Origin of the sequence: Halorussus caseinilyticus (assembly GCF_029338395.1) — an archaeon.
GTDB classification, from domain to species: Archaea; Halobacteriota; Halobacteria; order Halobacteriales; family Haladaptataceae; genus Halorussus; species Halorussus caseinilyticus.
On sequence record NZ_CP119810.1, the window covers coordinates 397,701 to 416,211 of the forward strand.

17 protein-coding genes are annotated in these 18,511 nt (G+C 65.6%); 9 read left to right on the forward strand and 8 right to left on the reverse strand.

Features of this window, described 5'->3' with window-relative positions; genetic code table 11:
* Positions 1-181: 181 nt before the first annotated feature.
* Both P2T60_RS19450 and P2T60_RS19455 read right to left on the reverse strand, forming a co-directional pair.
* Positions 182-1,222 (reverse strand): alpha/beta fold hydrolase, encoded by a 1,041-nt coding sequence (locus P2T60_RS19450; RefSeq protein WP_276282422.1) that lies wholly within the window; start codon positions 1,220-1,222, stop codon positions 182-184.
* 14 nt (positions 1,223-1,236) lie between these two features.
* Positions 1,237-2,211 (reverse strand): aldo/keto reductase, encoded by a 975-nt coding sequence (locus tag P2T60_RS19455; protein WP_276282423.1) that lies wholly within the window; start codon positions 2,209-2,211, stop codon positions 1,237-1,239.
* A gap of 117 nt (positions 2,212-2,328) precedes the next feature.
* On the opposite strand from P2T60_RS19455, the gene P2T60_RS19460 reads away from it, so the two are divergent.
* From P2T60_RS19460 to P2T60_RS19470, 3 genes are all read left to right on the forward strand, one after another.
* Entirely contained in the window at positions 2,329-3,960 is a 1,632-nt protein-coding gene (locus P2T60_RS19460; RefSeq protein ID WP_276282424.1) for a potassium channel family protein, read from the forward strand.
* 146 nt (positions 3,961-4,106) lie between these two features.
* A complete protein-coding gene (locus P2T60_RS19465; RefSeq protein ID WP_276282425.1) occupies positions 4,107-5,372 on the forward strand; it encodes an ABC transporter permease in 1,266 nt (421 codons plus the stop codon).
* 434 nt (positions 5,373-5,806) lie between these two features.
* Positions 5,807-7,408 carry an ArnT family glycosyltransferase gene (locus tag P2T60_RS19470; protein ID WP_276282426.1) on the forward strand — a complete coding sequence of 534 codons (1,602 nt, stop codon included), beginning with the start codon at positions 5,807-5,809 and terminating at the stop codon, positions 7,406-7,408.
* A gap of 1 nt (position 7,409) precedes the next feature.
* On the opposite strand, the gene P2T60_RS19475 is transcribed toward P2T60_RS19470, so the two are convergent.
* The 4 genes from P2T60_RS19475 to P2T60_RS19490 form a co-directional block, all read right to left on the reverse strand.
* Complete coding sequence (locus tag P2T60_RS19475) at positions 7,410-8,570, reverse strand: tubulin/FtsZ family protein (RefSeq protein WP_276282427.1); 1,161 nt, start codon at positions 8,568-8,570, stop codon at positions 7,410-7,412.
* 250 nt (positions 8,571-8,820) lie between these two features.
* Positions 8,821-10,209 (reverse strand): pentapeptide repeat-containing protein, encoded by a 1,389-nt coding sequence (locus P2T60_RS19480; RefSeq protein ID WP_276282428.1) that lies wholly within the window; start codon positions 10,207-10,209, stop codon positions 8,821-8,823.
* Between the two features lie 64 nt (positions 10,210-10,273).
* Complete coding sequence (locus P2T60_RS19485) at positions 10,274-10,516, reverse strand: Rdx family protein (protein WP_276282429.1); 243 nt, start codon at positions 10,514-10,516, stop codon at positions 10,274-10,276.
* A 291-nt stretch (positions 10,517-10,807) separates the two neighbouring features.
* Complete coding sequence (locus tag P2T60_RS19490; RefSeq protein WP_276282430.1) at positions 10,808-11,341, reverse strand: Ntn hydrolase family protein; 534 nt, start codon at positions 11,339-11,341, stop codon at positions 10,808-10,810.
* Between the two features lie 125 nt (positions 11,342-11,466).
* Between P2T60_RS19490 and P2T60_RS19495 the strand changes: the two genes are divergently transcribed.
* Positions 11,467-12,282 carry an aldo/keto reductase gene (locus tag P2T60_RS19495; protein WP_276282431.1) on the forward strand — a complete coding sequence of 272 codons (816 nt, stop codon included), beginning with the start codon at positions 11,467-11,469 and terminating at the stop codon, positions 12,280-12,282.
* 127 nt (positions 12,283-12,409) lie between these two features.
* Here P2T60_RS19495 and P2T60_RS19500 read toward each other — a convergent pair whose 3' ends face one another.
* Positions 12,410-12,703: a PadR family transcriptional regulator gene (locus tag P2T60_RS19500; RefSeq protein ID WP_276282432.1), complete on the reverse strand. Its 294-nt coding sequence runs from the start codon at positions 12,701-12,703 to the stop codon at positions 12,410-12,412.
* Positions 12,704-12,955: 252 nt separating this feature from the next.
* Between P2T60_RS19500 and P2T60_RS19505 the strand changes: the two genes are divergently transcribed.
* The 5 genes from P2T60_RS19505 to P2T60_RS19525 all read left to right on the forward strand — a co-directional run bounded on the left by P2T60_RS19505 (position 12,956) and on the right by P2T60_RS19525 (position 18,224).
* Positions 12,956-14,143: a DUF354 domain-containing protein gene (locus P2T60_RS19505; RefSeq protein ID WP_276282433.1), complete on the forward strand. Its 1,188-nt coding sequence runs from the start codon at positions 12,956-12,958 to the stop codon at positions 14,141-14,143.
* Entirely contained in the window at positions 14,140-15,066 is a 927-nt protein-coding gene (locus tag P2T60_RS19510) for a glycosyltransferase family 4 protein (RefSeq protein ID WP_276282434.1), read from the forward strand. Before P2T60_RS19505 ends, P2T60_RS19510 begins: the two co-directional genes overlap by 4 nt.
* Before the next feature lie 536 nt (positions 15,067-15,602).
* The gene (locus P2T60_RS19515; protein WP_276282435.1) at positions 15,603-16,364 is read left to right on the forward strand and encodes a glycosyltransferase family 2 protein; all 762 of its coding nucleotides are present in this window, start codon (positions 15,603-15,605) and stop codon (positions 16,362-16,364) included.
* Position 16,365: 1 nt separating this feature from the next.
* Entirely contained in the window at positions 16,366-16,584 is a 219-nt protein-coding gene (locus tag P2T60_RS19520; RefSeq protein ID WP_276282437.1) for a hypothetical protein, read from the forward strand.
* Between the two features lie 2 nt (positions 16,585-16,586).
* On the forward strand, positions 16,587-18,224 hold the full coding sequence (locus tag P2T60_RS19525) for an alkaline phosphatase family protein (protein WP_276282438.1): 1,638 nt from the start codon (positions 16,587-16,589) through the stop codon (positions 18,222-18,224).
* An 11-nt stretch (positions 18,225-18,235) separates the two neighbouring features.
* On the opposite strand, the gene P2T60_RS19530 is transcribed toward P2T60_RS19525, so the two are convergent.
* The gene (locus tag P2T60_RS19530; RefSeq protein WP_276282439.1) at positions 18,236-18,490 is read right to left on the reverse strand and encodes a hypothetical protein; all 255 of its coding nucleotides are present in this window, start codon (positions 18,488-18,490) and stop codon (positions 18,236-18,238) included.
* Positions 18,491-18,511: the final 21 nt, after the last annotated feature.

Below are 18,511 nucleotides of genomic sequence, written 5' to 3' on the forward strand. Positions count from 1 at the left end.
CTGGTTCCCTCGAAACTCTACCACGGACTCAAGTGGGTCATTCCGGCGTGGATGGGCCTGTTCGACGTACTCCTGACCGCTCTCTCGGGCGTCTCGCTGGCGGCTTGGGCGCTGGCCGAACTCTACTGGACCGACCGCGTGTCGGTCCGGAGTCCGGTCCGACTGCGGTTGTGAACCGCTTCTAATTTCTGTCGTGAAACGCGGTCACGAGGTCGTAGAGCGCCCGCCGCCGGTCGCCGTGCATCGCGTAGTGGTCGGCCCCGGCGAGTTCGGCGTACTCCTTTCGGTCGTCGGCCGCGCCCAGTTCGTCGTAGAGGGTCAGGGCGTCCGACCGGCGGGCGGTGTCGTCGTCGGTCCCCCGGACGACGAGCGTCGGCGCGTCGATGGCGGCGGGGTCGTAGGGCGGACTCCCGGCACAGCAGTCGCGCACGTCGGCCAGCGCGCCGGTCTGGGCGACGTAGGCGTCCTCGCGGTCGGCGGCCGCTCCCTGCCCGGACTCGACCATCGCGCGCCAGACGCCCTCGAAGAGCGCGAGATTCTCGTCGGCGTCCTTCCGTTCGGCGACCGTCTCGCGGTCCTCGACGTAGTACGCGCCGAGGTCCGCGTCGAGACCGAACGCCGAGACGAGTTCCGAGAAGTCGTAGGGCGGGTCGTACACCGGCGCGCACTGGACGTAGGAGGCCACGTCGGTCGCGTTCGCTCCCGAGTCGCGGTCGGCGAGGAATCGGCCGGTCGTCATGGTGCCCCACGAGACGCCGACGAGGTGGACTCGCCCGTGGCGCGCGGTTGCGAAGTCGAACGCGGCGGCAACGTCGTCCGCGGCGTCTCCGGCCCGGACCGGCGGGTCGTTCGCCTCGGGCGGGTCGGCCATCGCTGGCGGGAACTCGCTGTCGCCGTAGCCCCGCACGTCGAGCGCGTAGGCGGTTCTGCCCGCGTCTGCGGTCGCGCGGAGCCACGAGTAGGAGGCGTCGAGACGCGAGTCGCCGGACGGCGACTCGCGTCCCTCGACCGGCGGGGCGAACAGCGCCCGCGAGTGGGTGATGGCCCCGTGGACGAACAGGACCGCCTCGGCGGGCGCGGCGGACGAGTCCGCCGCGCCCGCGTCGTCGGAGGCGGGTGAATCGCCCGCCGCGCCCGCGTCCTCCCCGCTCTCGGGCGCGTCCTCCCACACCCGGAGTCGGGTGCCGTCGTCGGCCCGCACGTCGTGTGCTGTCAGGTTCATGGTCGGACTCGCCGTCAGTCGTGGCCCGAGACTTCCACGGGTTCGTAGGGTTCTTCGAGGTACGCGATGTCGCTGGCCGAGAGGTCGATTTCCAGCGCCTCCACCGCGTCTTCTAAGTGTTCGACGCTGGTGGTGCCGACGATGGGCGCGTCCACCCAGTCTTTGTGCAGGAGCCACGCCAGTGAGATTTGGGCCATCGTCACACCCTTCTGGGCGGCGAGTTCCTGCACGCGCTCGTTTATCTCCTTCCCGCCGCCCTCGCGGTAGGGGTGGTCGTACATGTGTTCTTCCGTCTCGCCGCGGGTCGTCGCGTCGATGTCCTCGTGGGGCCGGGTCAGGTATCCCCGCGCGAGGGGACTCCACGGCATCACGCCGACGCCCTCCTGCTCGCAGAGGGGAAGCATCTCGCGCTCTTCCTCCCGGTAGACGAGGTTGTAGTGGTTCTGCATCGTCTGGAACCGCTCCAGTCCGAGACTGTCGCTGGCGTGGAGGGCGTCGGCGAACTGGTAGGCCCACATCGAGGAGGCCCCGACGTGGCGGACCTTCCCGCGGCGCACCGCGTCGTCGAGTGCGCGCAGGGTCTGCTCGATGGGGGTGTCGTCGTCCCACCGGTGAATCTGGTAGAGGTCGATGGTGTCCATCCCGAGGCGGTCCAGCGAGTTTTCGAGTTCCTGCTCGATTGCCTTCCGCGAGAGACCCCCGGAGTTGGGGTCGTCGTCGTCCATCTGGAAGTAGCACTTGGTGGCGACGACGCTCTCGTCGCGCCGACCCTCCAGCGCATCGCCGAGTACGCGCTCGCTCTCGCCGTTCGAATACATGTTCGCGGTGTCGAAGAAGTTGATACCGAGGTCGATTGCGCGCTCGAGTATCTCCTCGCCCTCCTCGGGGTCCAACACCCACGGCCGCCAGTCGCTCGACCCGAAACTCATACATCCGAGACAGATTCGACTGACCTCCGTGCCCGTGTCGCCGAGCGTGGTGTACTCCATGCCCCTACGTCGCCCGGCGGGAGTAAAAAGGTGCGTCAGGCGGCAGGGGAGTCGGCGGCGCGAACGACGGCCCCGAATACCCCAAATCCATTATCCCCCACGCGGAAATCACGCCCGATGGACAAGTGGAAGCGCAGGACGCTCTACTACCTCTCGACGCTCGTGGTCGTCTTCTTCGGCTACGCGCTGGTCTACGACTACGGGATGACCGTCTACGAGGGCCACAATCAGCCGTTTTACCACTCCCTACAGGTCGTGATAGAGACGTTCACGACGACCGGATACGGCTCCGACGCGCCGTGGGAGACCCCCGAGATGAACGTGCTAGTGATGATTATGGACCTCACCGGGGTCGTCCTCATCTTCATGGCCCTGCCGGTGTTCGTCGTTCCGCTGTTCGAAGACGCCCTCTCGACCACGCTCCCGACGGCGGTCGAGGACCTCGAAGACCACGTGGTCATCTGCACCCACTCGCCGCGGGCCGAGACGCTCATCTCCGAGTTGGAGTCGTGGGACGTGAAGTACGTCATCGTGGAACCCGACCGCGAGCGAGCGATGGACCTCTACGAGTCGGGCCACCATGTCATCCACGGCGACCCCGAGTCGGTCGAGACGCTGGCGGGCGCGAATCTCGACGCCGCGAAAGCGCTGGTCGCCGACGCCAGCGACGAGGTGGACGTGAGCATCGTACTGACGGCGCGGGAAGTCGCCGAGGACGTGCGCATCGTCAGCGTCGTGGAGGAACCCGACCAAGAGACCTACCACGAACTCGCTGGCGTGGACGAAGTTCTCTCGCCGCGGCGACTCGTCGGCGAGAGTCTGGCCGACAAGGTGACGACGGCAGTCTCGGCGGAACTCGGCGAGGCGGTCGAAATCGGGTCGGACTTCGAAATCGCCGAGTTGCCGGTCCAGCGCGGGAGCGAAATCGCGGGCAACACCCTCGCCGAGAGCGGCATCCGCGAACGGTCGGGCGCGAACGTCATCGGCGCGTGGATTCGCGGCGAGTTCGAGACGCCGCCCTCGCCCGACTTGGAACTCGACAGCGGGACGGTCCTGCTGGTGGCGGGCCGACAGTCGCAACTCGAACGACTCAAGGAACTCACGAGTTCCCAGACCCACCGGCCCCGCCGGGGGACGGTCCTCGTCGCCGGGCACGGCGAAGTGGGTTCGACCGTCACCGACGCCCTCGCCGCGGCGAACATCTCCTACACGGTGGTAGACGTGGCGGAGAAACCCGGCGTGGACGTGTCGGGTGACGCGACGGACCCCGAGACGCTGGAGAAGGCGGGCATCCAACAGGCCCGGACGGTGGTGTTCACCATCGCCGACGACACCCTCACCGGGTTCGGGACGCTGGTCGCGCGCGACCTCAACCCGGACATCGAAGTGCTGGCGCGGGCCGAGGAGACCGAGAACGTCCAGAAACTCTACCGGGCGGGGGCCGACTACGTGCTGGCGCTGGCTACCGTCTCGGGGCGGATGCTCGCGTCCACGATTCTCGAACGCGAGGAGGTCATCTCGATGGGCAAGCAGGTCGAAATCGTCCGGACCACCGCCACCGAGTTCGTCGGCCAGAGCCTCGCGGAGGCCGACGTTCGGGCGCGGACCGGATGCACCGTCGTCGCAGTCGAGCGCGACGGCGAAGTCGTCACCGAGGTCGGTCCCCAGTTCCGGTTCCAGCACGGCGACGACGTAATCGTCGCCGGGACCGACGAGGGGGTCAACCGGTTCACGACGCTGGCGAACTGAGAGTCGGCGGAACTCGGCGGCGTACTGCCGGGATGTCCGCGCTCGGGCGGGCTACCGGCGTTTAATGGAACGTTTACGTTCGGGGGTTTTTGTCGCTCGCCGTCGTACCCGTCGCGTGAGAACCCACACGGGGACCGGGGAACACGATGAACGTCATCGAAGGGGCACGAATCAGTTGGCGCAACATCCGCGAACACAAACTCCGCTCGACGCTGACGACGCTCGGGGTCATCATCGGAGTCGCGGCGGTCATCACGTTCGTCACGCTGGGGGCGAGCCTTCAGCAGGACATCATCAGCACCGTGGCGGGCGGCAACGCCGCCACGATGTACGTCACGTCCCAGTCGCCGGGCGACAGCAGGGTGCCGTCGCTCGGGGGCGGCGGCGGGTCGGTCGTCTTCACGCAGTACGACGTAGAGCAGATACGACGACTCGAAGGCGTCCAACTCGCCGCTCCCGAGAGTGGCATCGCCGCCTCGTCGATGACCTACAACAACTCGTCGGTGGGCAGACAGTGGATTACGGTGTCCTCGCCCGGCTACTTCCGAGTCCGAAACATCTCGTTCGTCGCCGGGCGGCCGTATCAGGTGGGCGAACGCGAGGTGGTCTTGAACCAACCCGCGGCGCAGATGTTCGGCGAGAACGTCACCGTCGGCGAGAACGTCACGTTCACGCGCGCGGCCAACGGCGAGACGCTGAACGCGACGGTGGTCGGTATCGTGGAACCGAAAGGCGGCGGCGACGTTCTCGGGTTCAGTCAGGGCGGCGCGCAACCGCGGGTCTACGCGCCGACCGAACCGTACTACCAGCGGACGGTGGTGAGTCCGAACCTCCGCGCCCGCCAGTCGGTCTACGGCCGCGTCCTCGTGAAGGCCGAGACGCCGGGACAGGTGGATGCGGTGCAGGGCCGAGTGTACAACTACCTCGGCGAGCGTTCTGACGCCCGTCAACTCAAGTCCCAGTCCTACCAGTTCGAGGTGACGACCCAAGACCAAATCATCGGGCAGGTCAAGCAGTTGACCAGCACGTTCACCGCCTACATCACGGGCATCGCGGTCATCTCGCTCATCGTCGGGTCCATCGGCATCGCCAACATCATGCTGGTGAGCGTGACCGAGCGGACCCGCGAAATCGGCATCATGAAGGCCGTCGGCGCGCAGAACCGCGACGTGCTTCAGTTGTTCCTCGTGGAGGCGGTGATGCTCGGCGTCCTCGGGTCGGCGCTCGGGGCGGTCGTCGGAGTCGCTGGCGGGTACGCCGGAGCGCAGGCCATCGGCCTGCCGCTGGCGTTCCAACCGATTTGGTTCGTGGCGTCGGTCCTCGTCGGCGTGGTGGTGGGCGTCCTCGCGGGACTCTACCCGGCGTGGGACGCCGCCCACACCGACCCCATCGACGCGCTCCGGTACGAGTGAAGCGCGAACGACGCGCCGCGTCGTTCGCGCCGAGCGAGGACGACCCGACGCCACGCGCGAGCGTCGGCGAAGCGCGTGGCGGCCGGACCGCTCCAGTGGACGTGAACCGTTGTCGTGCCTGAAGATGTGTTTAGAATGCTGAAACAAATATATGGGCGTTTTAAAGAATCAAATGTATTGCCCGACCGGGCGTCGTCGTCCGCGAGCGGACGCGCTGGCCGCGCCTCGCGCGCGAGGCGCGGCCGAAAGACGTATCAGTCGTTCTGAACCGTTTTCGCCGAAATTCGGTCTTAAACGAGAGCTTCCGCGAAGTAACGACGCCGAGTCCGAACGGAACGGAGGTGACGCCGCGAATAGCCACTGGATAACAAAGGACCCCCGACGCGAAGGGACGACGAGACCGAGCGCGCTCGTTTCGAGCGCAGGGAACCTCTATGACGGAACAGAACCTCGCACAGAACTCGACGGTACACGAGCAGGGTTACAAACGGGAGTTCCTCTGGCTCGCGCCCGCACTCCTCGCGTCAGTCCTCATCTTCTACTTCTACCTGCGCTCGCACCCCTACCCCTCGTTCGGGGCGGGTCTCTACCTCCTCATCGCCGAGCGCATCTCCGAGGCGGGTTACGCCCTCCCGAAGACGATTCCCCACTACACGGAAGGTGGCGTGCCGTTCTCGTACCCGCCGCTGATGTTCTACGCCGTGGCGGTGATTCGGGACCTGACGGGACTCGACCCCATCGCTGTCTCCCGGTTCCTGCCGGGCGTCGTGACTATCCTCTACCTCGTGCCCCTCTACCTGCTGGCGCGGGACCTGCTGGACTCGCGGCCCCAAGCCGCACTGACCAGCCTCGTCGTCGCGGTGAGTCCGCCCATCATCCAGTGGCACGTCTCGGCGGGCGGCATCGTCCGAGCGCCCGCGTTTCTGTTCGCGCTGTCGGGCATCTACGCCGGACTCCGCCTCTACCGGGACCGCGACCAGCGGTGGGTCGTCCCGTCGCTGGCGCTGTTCACGCTGACGGTCCTCACCCACCCCGTCTACACCGTCTTCTTCGCGCTGTCGTACTTCCTGCTGTTCCTCGAATTCGACCGGACGCTCTGGGGACTCACCCGCGGTGCAGTCGTCGGGTTCGGCGGCATCCTGCTGGCCGCGCCGTGGTGGACGCAGGTGATGGCGATGCACGGCGTGGACGTGTTCACCGCCGCCGCGGGCACCCACGGCGGTATCGGCGGGGGCATCCCCTCGGTGTCGGCGCTCCTCCACGTCAAGCTACGGAGCCTCTTCGTCGGGACCGTCTGGTCGCTCGTCCCGGTCCTCGGGACCGCCTACCTCCTGAAGGAACGTCGGTTCTTCCTCCCGGTGTGGTTCGTCGCCGTCACCGTCGCCATCGGGAAGGCCCGGTTCTCGATGCTGGTCGGGGCGTTCATCATCGCCGTCTTCCTGCTGGAGGCGGTGGGAGCGTGGCTGAAACGCGAATCGCCGTTCGGCGTCGGACGCCGAGAGATCGTCACCGCCTCGCTCGTGGTGATAGCGACCGTCGGACTCGCGAGCGGCGCGATGTACGCGACCAGCGACGTTGACGCCCACGCAGGGAGTCCGTCGCTCCCGCAGTTCATCACCCACGACGACGTGCAGGCGATGGAGTGGGCCGAGAAGAACACCAAGCCGAGCGCCACGTTCGTCGTGCAGGGAGACGCCGCCGAGTGGTTCCCACAGCAGACCCACCGGACGATGCTCGTCGGGCCGTGGGGCGTCGAGTGGAAGGGCCATCAACCGTACAACCGCCAGTTGAACCTCTTCCGGGACATCTCGTCGTGTAACTCCGCCCACTGCATGTCCCAGACCCTCTCGAAGGCGGGCGTCAACCCCAACTACGTCTACCTGCCGAAAGGGAAGTTCACGGTCCGCGGGATGCAGTACCAGCGGACGAGTCAACTGGCGATGTCGATGCACCTCTCGCCGAAGTACCGCACCGTCTACGAGAACGACGGCGTTATCGTCTTCGAGGTGATGGGCGGGAAAGGACCCGGAGAGTGACTCAGAACAGCGGGTCCAACTCGCCGTCGTTGTCCTCGATGAGGTCGGTCGTCTTCTGCTCGCTCTCGGCCTCCATCCGGTCGATGTTGTCTTGGGTCTCGACCGCCACGTCCTGCAACTCCTCGACGCGGGGCACCTCCGAAACGCCCGAGAGCAGGACGACGCCCGACACGCGGTCGGCGTCGGCCACGGGGTAGTCGCCCCCTCGGACCTCCATCGAGGCGGTCTGGTTCTCCAACCACTTGCGACCCTTCTCTACGCCCTTCCGATTGAGGTACTCGGGCGGACCGCTGGCGACGAGCAGGGAACGCTCGGCGCTGTCGATTTCGCAGGGCAGGGTGAGTCGGCCGAGCGCCGCCTTCCGGACCAGACTCGTGATACGGTTGGTCGCGTGGGTCGAGTCCATCTCGTCGGTGCCGTCGCTCGTGAACCGCGAGAGCAGGCCGCCCGAGGGGTTGTCTACCTTCTCGGCGGCGTAGCCCACGGTAGAGACCCCGCCGGTGTCGAGCGTGTTGATGATTTCGCTGGAGTCCACGACGCTCTCGCCAACCTCGTCGCCGTGGGAGACTTCGCCCGCGCCGAAGAGAACGCCGAACCGCCGGACGATTTCCTCGTTGATGCGGTCGTACCCGGACCCGACGCTCTCGCCCGACTCGCGCCACGCGTCGTTGTCGAACACGAGCAAGTTGTCAACCTCGCGGACGAACGTCTGGAACGACCGCGCGGCGTTCAGCGTGTAGATGCCGCCCTCGTCTCTGCCCGGCAGGATGCCGAGACCGTATACCGGTTCGGTGTAGACGCGCTTGAGGTACTTTGCGAGGACCGGCGCGCCACCGGACCCGGTTCCACCGCCCATCCCCGCGACGACGAGGAAGGCGTCGATGTCGTGGATGGGCACGTTGTCCACCGCGCCCTGCACCTCGTCGATGTCCTCCTCGGCGATTTCCGCGCCGAGTTCGTTGTCCGCGCCGACCCCGTGGCCCTTGACTCTGGACTGGCCGACGAGGACTTGGTTCTGTTCGGGCACGTAGTCGAGACCCACGAGGTCGGCCTTCGCGGTGTTGACCGCGACTGCCGACCTGACGGCCTGACTGCCGGTGCGCCGGTCGTACTCGAGGAACTTGTCCACGATTTTGCCGCCCGCCTGACCGAACCCAATCATCGCAGCTTCATACCGACACCTCCGTACCCTCCGTCGCGGCGTTCAATCGGTGCCTGACTTCGGCGGCGGCACCCATCGCTTCGAGACGCTCCCCGTGTTGGTTATGAGACATTCCGTAACCCCCGACGGGAAGACCACGAGGACCCTGATAAATCCTCAGTACGGTTTGATTTCTCCGGCGATAGCTAGCTCGGGCAGGACCGGCGTAACGTGGATAGTGGGCGTCTACCGCGGTGTCAGCGGTCAGCAGTCACCAGTTCGTCCGACGACCGAGGACGAACACGAGGTAGGCCATCAGTAGCGCGCCGAGGAACGATTCGACGGTGGCGAGGGCTTGGGCGAATCCGGTGGCCGGTTGCAGGTCGCCGTAGCCGAGCGTAGTGAACGTGACGACGGAGAAGTAGACACTGGTAGCGATTTCGGCGACGGGGGACGGGAGCGAGAGCGAGGGAAACAGTCCGAGACCGATAGCGTCGGTGCCGGAGGTGTCCGTCGGGACGCGGATTTTACCGAGGAGGAGGTAGAGGACCGACCAGATGGCGATGACGACCGTCGAGACGCCGACCACGCGCCACGGACTCTCGCCGTGTTCCGACGCGACACCGTTGACGGCGTGGATGGCATACTGGAGGTAGTTGCCCTCTTCTCGGTTGTGGCGCTTCTGAGACTCCTTCTTTTTGACGTGGTAGTGGCGTGCGCGCTCGGTGAGGGCGTACTTCTCGTGGAGGTCTTGGAGGCGGCGGTAGGTCCAGACTGCCGCCTCGGTCGGCGTGGCGTCCCAGTCGTCCAGTTCGTCGAGGTCCTCGTACACGCAGGAGTCGCCGAACTCGGTGTCGCTGTCGATTCGCACGTCCGAGAAGTAGGTCTGGTAGAGTCGGGCGTCTTCGAGGGTGGTCTCTCTGAGGTCGGTACGGACGAGCGAGGCGTCTTCGAGGTTCGCGCCACCCAGTTTTGCCTTCCGGAGGTTCGCGTCTTCGAGGTCCGCGTCCCTGAGGTCGGCGTCCGCTAGCTTCGCGTCTTCGAGGTTCGCGTCCGCGAGGTTGGCCTCCTTCAACCTCGCGTCCGGGGCGTCGATACCCCGGAGGTTCGCACCCCGAAGGTCGGCGTCCCTGAAATTCGCGTCCTCTAGGTCACCGGAACGGAGGTTGGCCTCCCGGAGGTCGGCCAACTCGAAGGCCGCGCGGTCGAGGGTGGCGTCTCGGAGGTCTGCATCCCGGAAGTCGGCCCCAGCGAAGTCCCCTCTCGTGAGGTCGGCCCAGCGAAGGTTCGCCCCCGAGAAGTTACTCCGGGGGAACGACCCCCTCTTCAGATTTCCGCCGAGGAGCGAACAGTCGGCGAACGAAGTCCCTTGCGTGACGGACACGAAAGCGAGATTCGACCCGTCCAAGTATTCGCCTCGGTCGGCAGGAACCGCCCGACCCAGTTCCCTCGACTTGCGGTTCAGGGACGGGTCGGCCGCCGGGAGTTCCACGTCGGCGTGCCAGATACACCGTCCCGTCTGGTTCCACGTCTCTCGCCAGCAACAGTTCACTCCTCTGGTCACGTACCAGTTCTCGACGCCGAGAGTAACGTCCAATCCGACATCTTCGGGTCGAAGTACGAACCCGCACCTTCCTTCGGGGGTCGCCTCGAAAGCCACGCCTGACCCGTCACGACCCACCCTAATTAAACTACCACTTGCGACGAAAATTCGGGCGGCCGACTCACGCCAGCGCCGAAACCGTCTCGCCGACCGACTCGACGATGGCGTCCACGTCGAACTCGTCTTCCTCCTTGTCGAAGACCCGTTCGCCGTCGGCACGAACCTCGAAGACGCCGTTATCCCCAGTCACCAGCGCCACCGAATCCAGTCGCTCTCCGTACTCGCTGAGAAGCGCGTGCTGTACGTCCTGTGCCCGGTCGAGCATCCCGCAGGGGACGCAGTACTCGATTTCGACTTCCGTCATGGTCGTTCGGGGATAAGTACCGGAGTGACTTAAAAGGGGGTTGGTCGGCGGTGGCGACGCGCATCGTGTTCGAGACGCCCCCCGACCGACTCGCTCACTCCGTTCGCTCGTCGGCCGTCGGAAGCGAGCGCCGCCGACCCCGCGCGGATGGGGCCCGCAGTGCCGGGTGGCCGAACCGAGCGATTCGGAGCAACCGTCTCAAATACGAAAGCCAACTGAAGTGTCTAAAGGAAACTAAAATACGGTCGAAAGAACTCTACTCCTACTTGTCGGGTCACACTCGACTCGCGCTCACGCCGACGCCTCCAGTCGGTAAGCGTCCACGTCCGCGCCGGTGTCGGTGTCCCGGTCCGCGGCGGCGGCGATGGCTTCCCGAGCGAGTTCCGCGGCGGCGTCCACGTCGAGACCCTCCTCGCGGCCTTCCAAGACACCGAGCGCCAACTGCGCGCCGGACCCGAACGCGACTGCTTCGTCGGTGAGGACCCCGCCGTCGCCGCCGACGCCCCGGACGCACGGCCCGTCATCGTCCCGACCGGCGACGATGGCCTCGACGCCCTCGTCGGCGGCGATGTCGCTGGCGACGGCGGCGAGGCGGTCGATGCCCATCGGTTCGTCGGCCTCGGTCTCGTGGGACCGGATTTCGGCGTCGAGTCGGCGCCGAAACTCGTCGATTGCGCCGGAGTCGCCGACCGCGGCCGCGCCGACCGCGCCGAAGTCGAAGACGTGGCGCTTGCGCTCGCTCGAGACGGTGCCGCCCTGCGTGAGGCGTCGGTCGCCCGCGAGTACGGCCCCGCCGTCCGCCTCGATTCCGACGATGGTTGCCATGTTCGTGTGGAGGGTGGCCGCGGGGAAGTGCGTTGTTGCCGACGACCGAAGGGCGCGGGTTCGAGAACCCGCCCGCGCTCTGAAATCGCCCACACGACTTTCTCGCCGAAGGACGAAGCGAACGCATGGAGTACGAGACGGTCGGCGGAGAGCGAGTACCGAAAATCGGTCTCGGGACGTGGCGGATGCAAGGCGAGACCTGCCGACGGGCGGTCCGGACCGCACTGGACGTGGGCTACCGCCACGTCGATACCGCCCAAGCCTACGACAACGAGCGACAGGTCGGGCGCGCGATAGCCGAGTCGTCGGTGGACCGCGAAGACGTGTTCCTGACCACGAAAGTCTGGCCCGGCCACACCGACCGCGAGTCCATCCGGCGCTCGACCGCGTCGAGTCTCGCGCAACTCGGCGTCGAGTACGTGGACCTCCTACTGGTTCACTGGCCGAACCCGCTGGCTTCGACGGCCGAGGTGATGACGGGTCTGAACGACTGTCGCCGGGAGGGGTTCACCCGACACGTCGGCGTGAGCAACTTCGGCGTGGACCAACTCCGGACCGCGCGGGCCGCCTCCGACGCGCCCGTCTTCACGAATCAGGTCCAGTTTCATCCCTACAAGCCACAGCGCGACCTCCGGGCGTACTGTCAAGCTCACGACGTGCTGTTGACCGCCTACAGTCCGCTGGCCCACGGCGGCATCCTCCACGACGACGTACTCCGGGAACTCGCGGTGGTCTACGACAAGTCGCCCGCCCAAATCGCGCTCCGGTGGGCCGTCCAGCAGGAGGGCGTCGTCGCCATCCCGAAGTCCACCAGCGAGCGCCACCTCCGGGAGAATCTGGACGTGTTCGACTTCCGACTCACCGACGAGGAGATGGTCCGAATCGAACGACCCTCGCGGTTGCGCTCGGGTGCTTCGTTCCTTCGGGGTCGCCTCGGGTGAACGGGACCGACTCGTTCGGGAGAACTAACTAGCAGTCGTAACGTTCGCGGCCAGCGTCGCCAGAGAGAACCTATCGACGACTCGGACGTTCGACCTGCGTGAAGGGCGATAAAAAGGGGACGCGGGACTACGCGGTAATCGAGGACCGCTCTCCGAGGTGGTCGATTTCCCACTGGCGGCGGGCCTCGATTTCGCGGCTACCGCGGTCGGTGAGCGCGTAGTAGTTGGTCCGGCGGTCACGCTGTCCCTTGTCGACCAGACCTTTGTCCACGAGCGTGTCGAGATTCGGGTAGAGTCGGCCGTGGTGAATCTCCTTCTCGTAGTACGATTCGAGTTCTTCCTTGATTGCGAGGCCGTGCGGCTCGTCCTTTCCCGCGATGACGTACAGCAAGTCCCGCTGGAAACCAGTCAGGTCGTGCATGAGTTACGAAAGTAGATACTTTCTCTGTAATTATAAGCTTGGTGGCCGTTAAATTCAGTTTTGGCCCCGAAGCGGGGCTTAGAGTGTGTGAGCGCGTATCGAAGTCTCTGGGGCAGTGTTGACCTATCTAACATCTTCTGGGTCGCCGCGCGACGAAGCGGTTTCAGGCCCCGTATAACAATGGCCGTTCGAGCGGAACGTCGCCGTACTGACCGCCGGAGTCGCGCGCAGACTCCGCCGGACGAGATTACCATGAAGTATCTGTTCTTCACCAACACACCGGCGCAAGTCCACCAGTACAGGCGCGCAGTCGCGGCGTTACGAAACCGAGGGCACCGGGCGCTCGTCCTCGCGCGAGACTACGGTTGCACCGAGGCGCTGTTAGAGTACTACGACCTGCCCTACGAACTGTACGGTCGGTGCGAGACGGCGAAGTTCTCGCTCGCCCGCGAACTGCCGAAGCACGCCGCCAGAATCGTCTGGCGGACCCGACAGTACGACCCCGACTGCGTTTTCGGACGCGGGGCCTACGCCGCACTCGCGGGCACCGTCGCTCGGGTTCCGGTCGTTCTCGTGGACGACTCGGGCAACACCGACTTGGACCACGCGATTTCGGTTCCGCTGGTCGACGCGGTGTTGACTCCCCACACCTTCGAGAAGGACCTCGGCGAGAAACACTACGAGTTCCGCGGGTTCAAGGAACTCGCCTACCTCCATCCCGACGAGTGGGAGTTCCAGACGGACGTGCGCGAGGAGTTGGGCGTCGGTGCCGAGGAGGACTACGCCATCGTCCGCCTCAACGCCTTCGGGTCGCACCACGACGTGGGGAAAGCCGGGTTTACCCCCGAGAAGCGCCGGGAACTGGTCGAAGCACTCGCGCGGGACGCGACGGTGTTCGTCTCCGACGAGGGCGGCGACATGGACTTAGACCGGGTGCCCGCCCGCGAGTTCGACCTGCATCCGGCGCTCCTCCACGACGCGCTTGCGGAGGCGTCACTGCTGGTCGCCGACACTCAGACGATGGTGACGGAGGCGGCGCTGTTGGGTACGCCCGCGATTCGGTCGAACTCCTTCGTCGGCGACGACGACATGGGTAACTTCGTGGAACTCGAACGCGAGGGACTCATCTACAACCTCGAATCGTTCGACGCGGTTCTGGACGCCGCGACGGACATCCTCGCCGACGACGGGGCCGACCAGCGATGGCGAAATCTGCGCGACGACTACCTCGCAGACAAGGTGAATCTCACCGAAGTCGTCGTGGCGGTGGCCGAGAGCGTCTCGGCGACGGGCGAGGTGTCTCTGGCCGGTATCGACCGAGTGAGCGGCGTCTCGCCGCGCGGACGCGACCGGACGAGGGCGCGCGCGTTCGACCCCGAGACGGTCCGGAGCGACGGGGGCCGAGGAGACGCGGGGCGGACCGAGGGAGGGCGACGGTGAACGTCCTGAATCTGGTCTCGAACGAGGACGCCCGCTTCTTCGAGCAACAGCAGAAGGTGCTGGAGCGCCGGGGGGTGGACTGCGCGACGATGAAACCGCCGGGCGACCACGTGGCCCGCGAAGACGTGACCGAGCGGTCGGCCGGGGACTACCTCCGGTTCGTCCCGCAGGTCGTCAGCGAGTCGCTTGAGGGCTACGACGTGGTTCACGCCAACTACGGCTTGACCGCTCCGGCGGCGCTGGCGCAGGTCCGACTGCCGGTGGTCCTCTCGCTGTGGGGGACCGACCTGATGGGCGAGTACGGGTGGCTCTCGAAGCAGTGTGCGCGCTACTGTGATGCGGTTATCGTGATGTCCGAAGAGATGGCGCGCGAACTCGGCGAACCCTGCCACGTCATCCCCCACGGCATCGACATGGACCGGTTCGCGCCGCGGCCGAAATCCGAGGCCCGCCCAGAGGTCGGGTGGGACCCGGACGCTCGCCACGTCCTGTTTCCCTACCCGCCGTCCCAAGAGGTGAAAAACCACCCGCGCGCGAGACGCGTGGTCGAGCGCGCGAGCGAAGAAGTCGAGGCCGACGTGGAGTTGCAGGTGGTCTACGGCGTCCCCCACGCGGAGGTGGCGACGTACATGAACGCCGCAGACGCGCTCCTGTTGACCTCCGAGCGCGAAGGGTCGCCCAACTCGGTCAAGGAGGCCCTGAGCTGTAACCTCCCGGTGGTTTCGACCGACGTGGGCGACGTGGCCGACCGACTCGACGGGGTGTCGCCCGCCTGCGTCTCGGACGACGACGACGAACTCGTCGCGGGACTCGTGGACGTGCTGGACGACCCACGGCCTTCGGACGGCCGGGACGCGGTTCGGGACATCAGTCTCGGACGGATGGCCGAGCGCATCGAATGCATCTACGAGTCGGTCGTCTGACGGCGGTCCGAACACTTCTGGCGTTTGCTAAGCAATATCCCCACACTTCTAGGAATTATTTATATTTCTGAAGAAATTCTACTTCTGTTCGATAACCGCCCGGCGACGAGCGTCCCGACGGGACGCTCGTCGCCTCGCTTCGGTAGGGTTATCGCCGCGCCGCGTCCGGTCCGAGTTCGACCGGTCCGGTCCGAAGTCGCCGCGTCCGACTCACCGACTTGTCGCCGCGGCGGTTCTCCGCCGCGGCGACTCGTCTCCCTCGTTTGAGACCCCGCCGTCGGGCGTCAGGCGGTCCACGTGGCTTCGTTGCACGTTCGTTTCCCGTCGCCGGTGGGCTAATCCGACCCTGATTGTGCGTAAGCCAGCCAACCTACCGCCGGGAAACCATCGCTTGCCGGAGCGCTAGTCAACGAGTACCAAGCCGTAATCGTCGCAACTGTCGTACGGCCGACCTATACCAGTCCAAACTCGCGCTATCCCGGTATAAGCGCTGGAGAACAAAGTGCGAAGAAACGGATGGATACCTCGAAGGAACCATGAGTTTACAGGTTGCGGAGGGCGAGCGAACCGACGAGTCGGCCGAGCGACTACTCGGCAACGCCCACGTCGTGGTCGGCATCCCCGCGTACAACGAGGAGAACGCCGTCGGGAGTACCGTCCTCGGCGTCCAGCGATGGGCCGACGCCGTGGTTGTCGTAGACGACGGAAGCACCGACCGCACGTCGGCAATCGCGGAGCAGGCCGACGTGACCGTCTTGCGCCACGAGCGAAACCGGGGGAAAGGGGCGGCGGTCCGCACCCTCTTCGCCCACGCCCGGCGCACGGACTGCGACGCGCTCGTCCTGCTCGACGCCGACGGTCAGCACGACCCCGCCGACATCCCCACGCTGGCCGCGCCGGTGGTCGAGGGCGAGGCAGATATGGTCATCGGCAGTCGCTACCTCGCCGACGACGCGGGCGACGAGACGCCCGCCTACCGCCGACTCGGGCAGGTCGTCCTCGACTACTGCACCTCGCGCGTGACCGGTTCCGACCTCACGGACACCCAAAGCGGCTTCCGGGCGTTCTCGCCCGAGTCGCTCGAACGCCTCTCGCTGACGACCGACGGGATGGGCGTCGAGTCCGAGATGATAGACTCGGCGACCAGCGAGGGGTTGACCATCACCGAGCGAGCAATCGACGCCCGGTACGACGACCTCGAAGGCCAGACCTACAACCCCGTCAAACACGGGCTTGCGGTCATGCTCTTCCTCGCTCGCCTGCTCAAGCGCCGCCGACCAGTCTCCGAGGAGCGATAACATGTCTACGATACAGCTACCCACCGACCTCAGCGACCGCTACGCATCGCTCGCCGACCGACTCGACGGCTTCGACGAACCCGAGGACCTCGCGGCCTACGTCCTCGAATCCACCGCCGCCGAAATCGAACGCGGGAGCGGGACCGACGCCGGGGGCGACAGCGCCGACGACGACGTGGTAGAGGACCGCCTCGAACAACTGGGGTACCTCGAAAAGTGACCATGAGCGACGGCTCGGTCTACGTCTTCGGGTTGGACGGCGTGCCGCCCGAACTGGTCGATAGGGGCATCGACGCGGGACGACTCCCCAACTTCGAGCGGATGCGCGCGGAGGGAACCGACGGCACGACCCGCTCTACGGTGCCCCCGCTGTCGATGATTGCGTGGAGTTCGTTCGCCACCGGGCGCAACCCCGGCAACCACGGCGTCTACAACTTCATGCTCAAAGACGAGGGCGAGTACGGCACCGACTTCGTGAACGCCGACACCCTCCGCGAGCAGTCCGTGCCGGTGTGGGAGTACCTCGACGCAGAGGGCCACCGCTCGGGCGTGATGAACGTCATGCCGGGCTACCCGCCCTCCAGAACGTCGGGCTTCCACGTCTCGGACAACATCACGACGCCCTCCTCGGGGTCCTACGCCTTCCCCGACGAACTCCAGCAGGACATAGAGGAACGCGTCGGCGAGTACGACGTGGACCCCTACGAGGGCTACGACGACGGTACCGACGAGGGGAACCTGAAGGGCCTGCTCGACAACTTCTTCGAAATCGAAAAGAATCGCATCGAAGTCGCCAAACTGCTCGTCGAGGAGTACCCCTGCGACTTCTACTCGCTGGTCTTCTCAGGCCCGGACAACGTTCTGCACGTCCTCGGCCACGTCTTGGACGAGACCCACCCCAAGCACGACCCGCAGGTCGCGGCCCGATACGAGGACAAACCCCTCCAACTGCTCGAACTCTACGACGACTTCCTCGGGTGGGTGATGGACCGGATGAGCGACGACGACTCGATGCTGGTCCTCTCGGACCACGGCCACGGTCCGGTCTACCAGACCATCAACCTCAACTCGTGGCTCTACGACGCTGGCTACCTCGAACTCCAGTCCCGGCCGTGGACCCGACTCAAGCAGTTCGGCTACAACCACGTATACGACGCCGTGGAGACGGTGATGAGCGAACTCAATCTCTTCTCGAAACTCAAGATGGGCGTGGCCCGGACCAGCGGCGGCGGGTCGGGTCCGGACCTCGCGGAACTGCTCACCATCTCCCGGAAGGACATCGACTGGAGCGAGACCGCGGCGTTCACGGTCGCCAGCGGCGGCCAAATCTACCTCAACACCGACGACCACCGCGAGGGCGCGATTCCCGAACGGAAGTACGACGCGGTGCGCGAGCGCCTGCGCGAGGAACTGCTCGCCATCGAACATCCCGAGCGCGGCGAGTCGGTCATCGACTCGGTTCTCTACGGCGAGGACGTGTACGGCGACGAGTACGAAGACACCCGCCCGGACCTCGTTTGCATGCCCGCGCCGGGCTACCAGATTCAGTACCCCCAGACGATGAAGACCAAGCGCGTCTTCGCCGACCCGCCGAAAACCGGGTCGCACACCTCGATGAACGAGATGCACGGTATCTTCTACGCGTGGGGCGGTCCCGTCGAGAACGAGACCGGCGTGACGGTGGACCTGACCGACTTCGCGCCCACCGCGTGTTCGCTGTTGGACGTGCCGGTGCCCGCGGAGATGGACGGCGACGTGCGCGACGACGTGGTGGACGTGTCGGCCGAGCGTGACAGCTACGACGGGAAGGTGGAGGCGAAGCGGGCGGTGCGGGAGGTTGTTGGGGAACTTCAGGAGTAAAAGAGGCGGTTTCAGTTTTTATTTTTAGTTTTTCTTATCCTCGGTCTCTTATCAGGGGGTCCATTTTTAAACTCGCGTTCCTTTACATCCTGTGGTTTCCCATAAAAATGCTCAGAAGCCCAAAATCCAATGGTCGTTATCGTGAAGATGGCTATCGCCATAACAAGTGTGTGTAAATACCCACCACCATCTAACATAGTCACCGCAAAACCGCCGTTAGTCCCAGCGATGAGTGATTTTAAGGCTTCACGGTGTATTCTGGACATAACTGGCAATATTCCAGTACT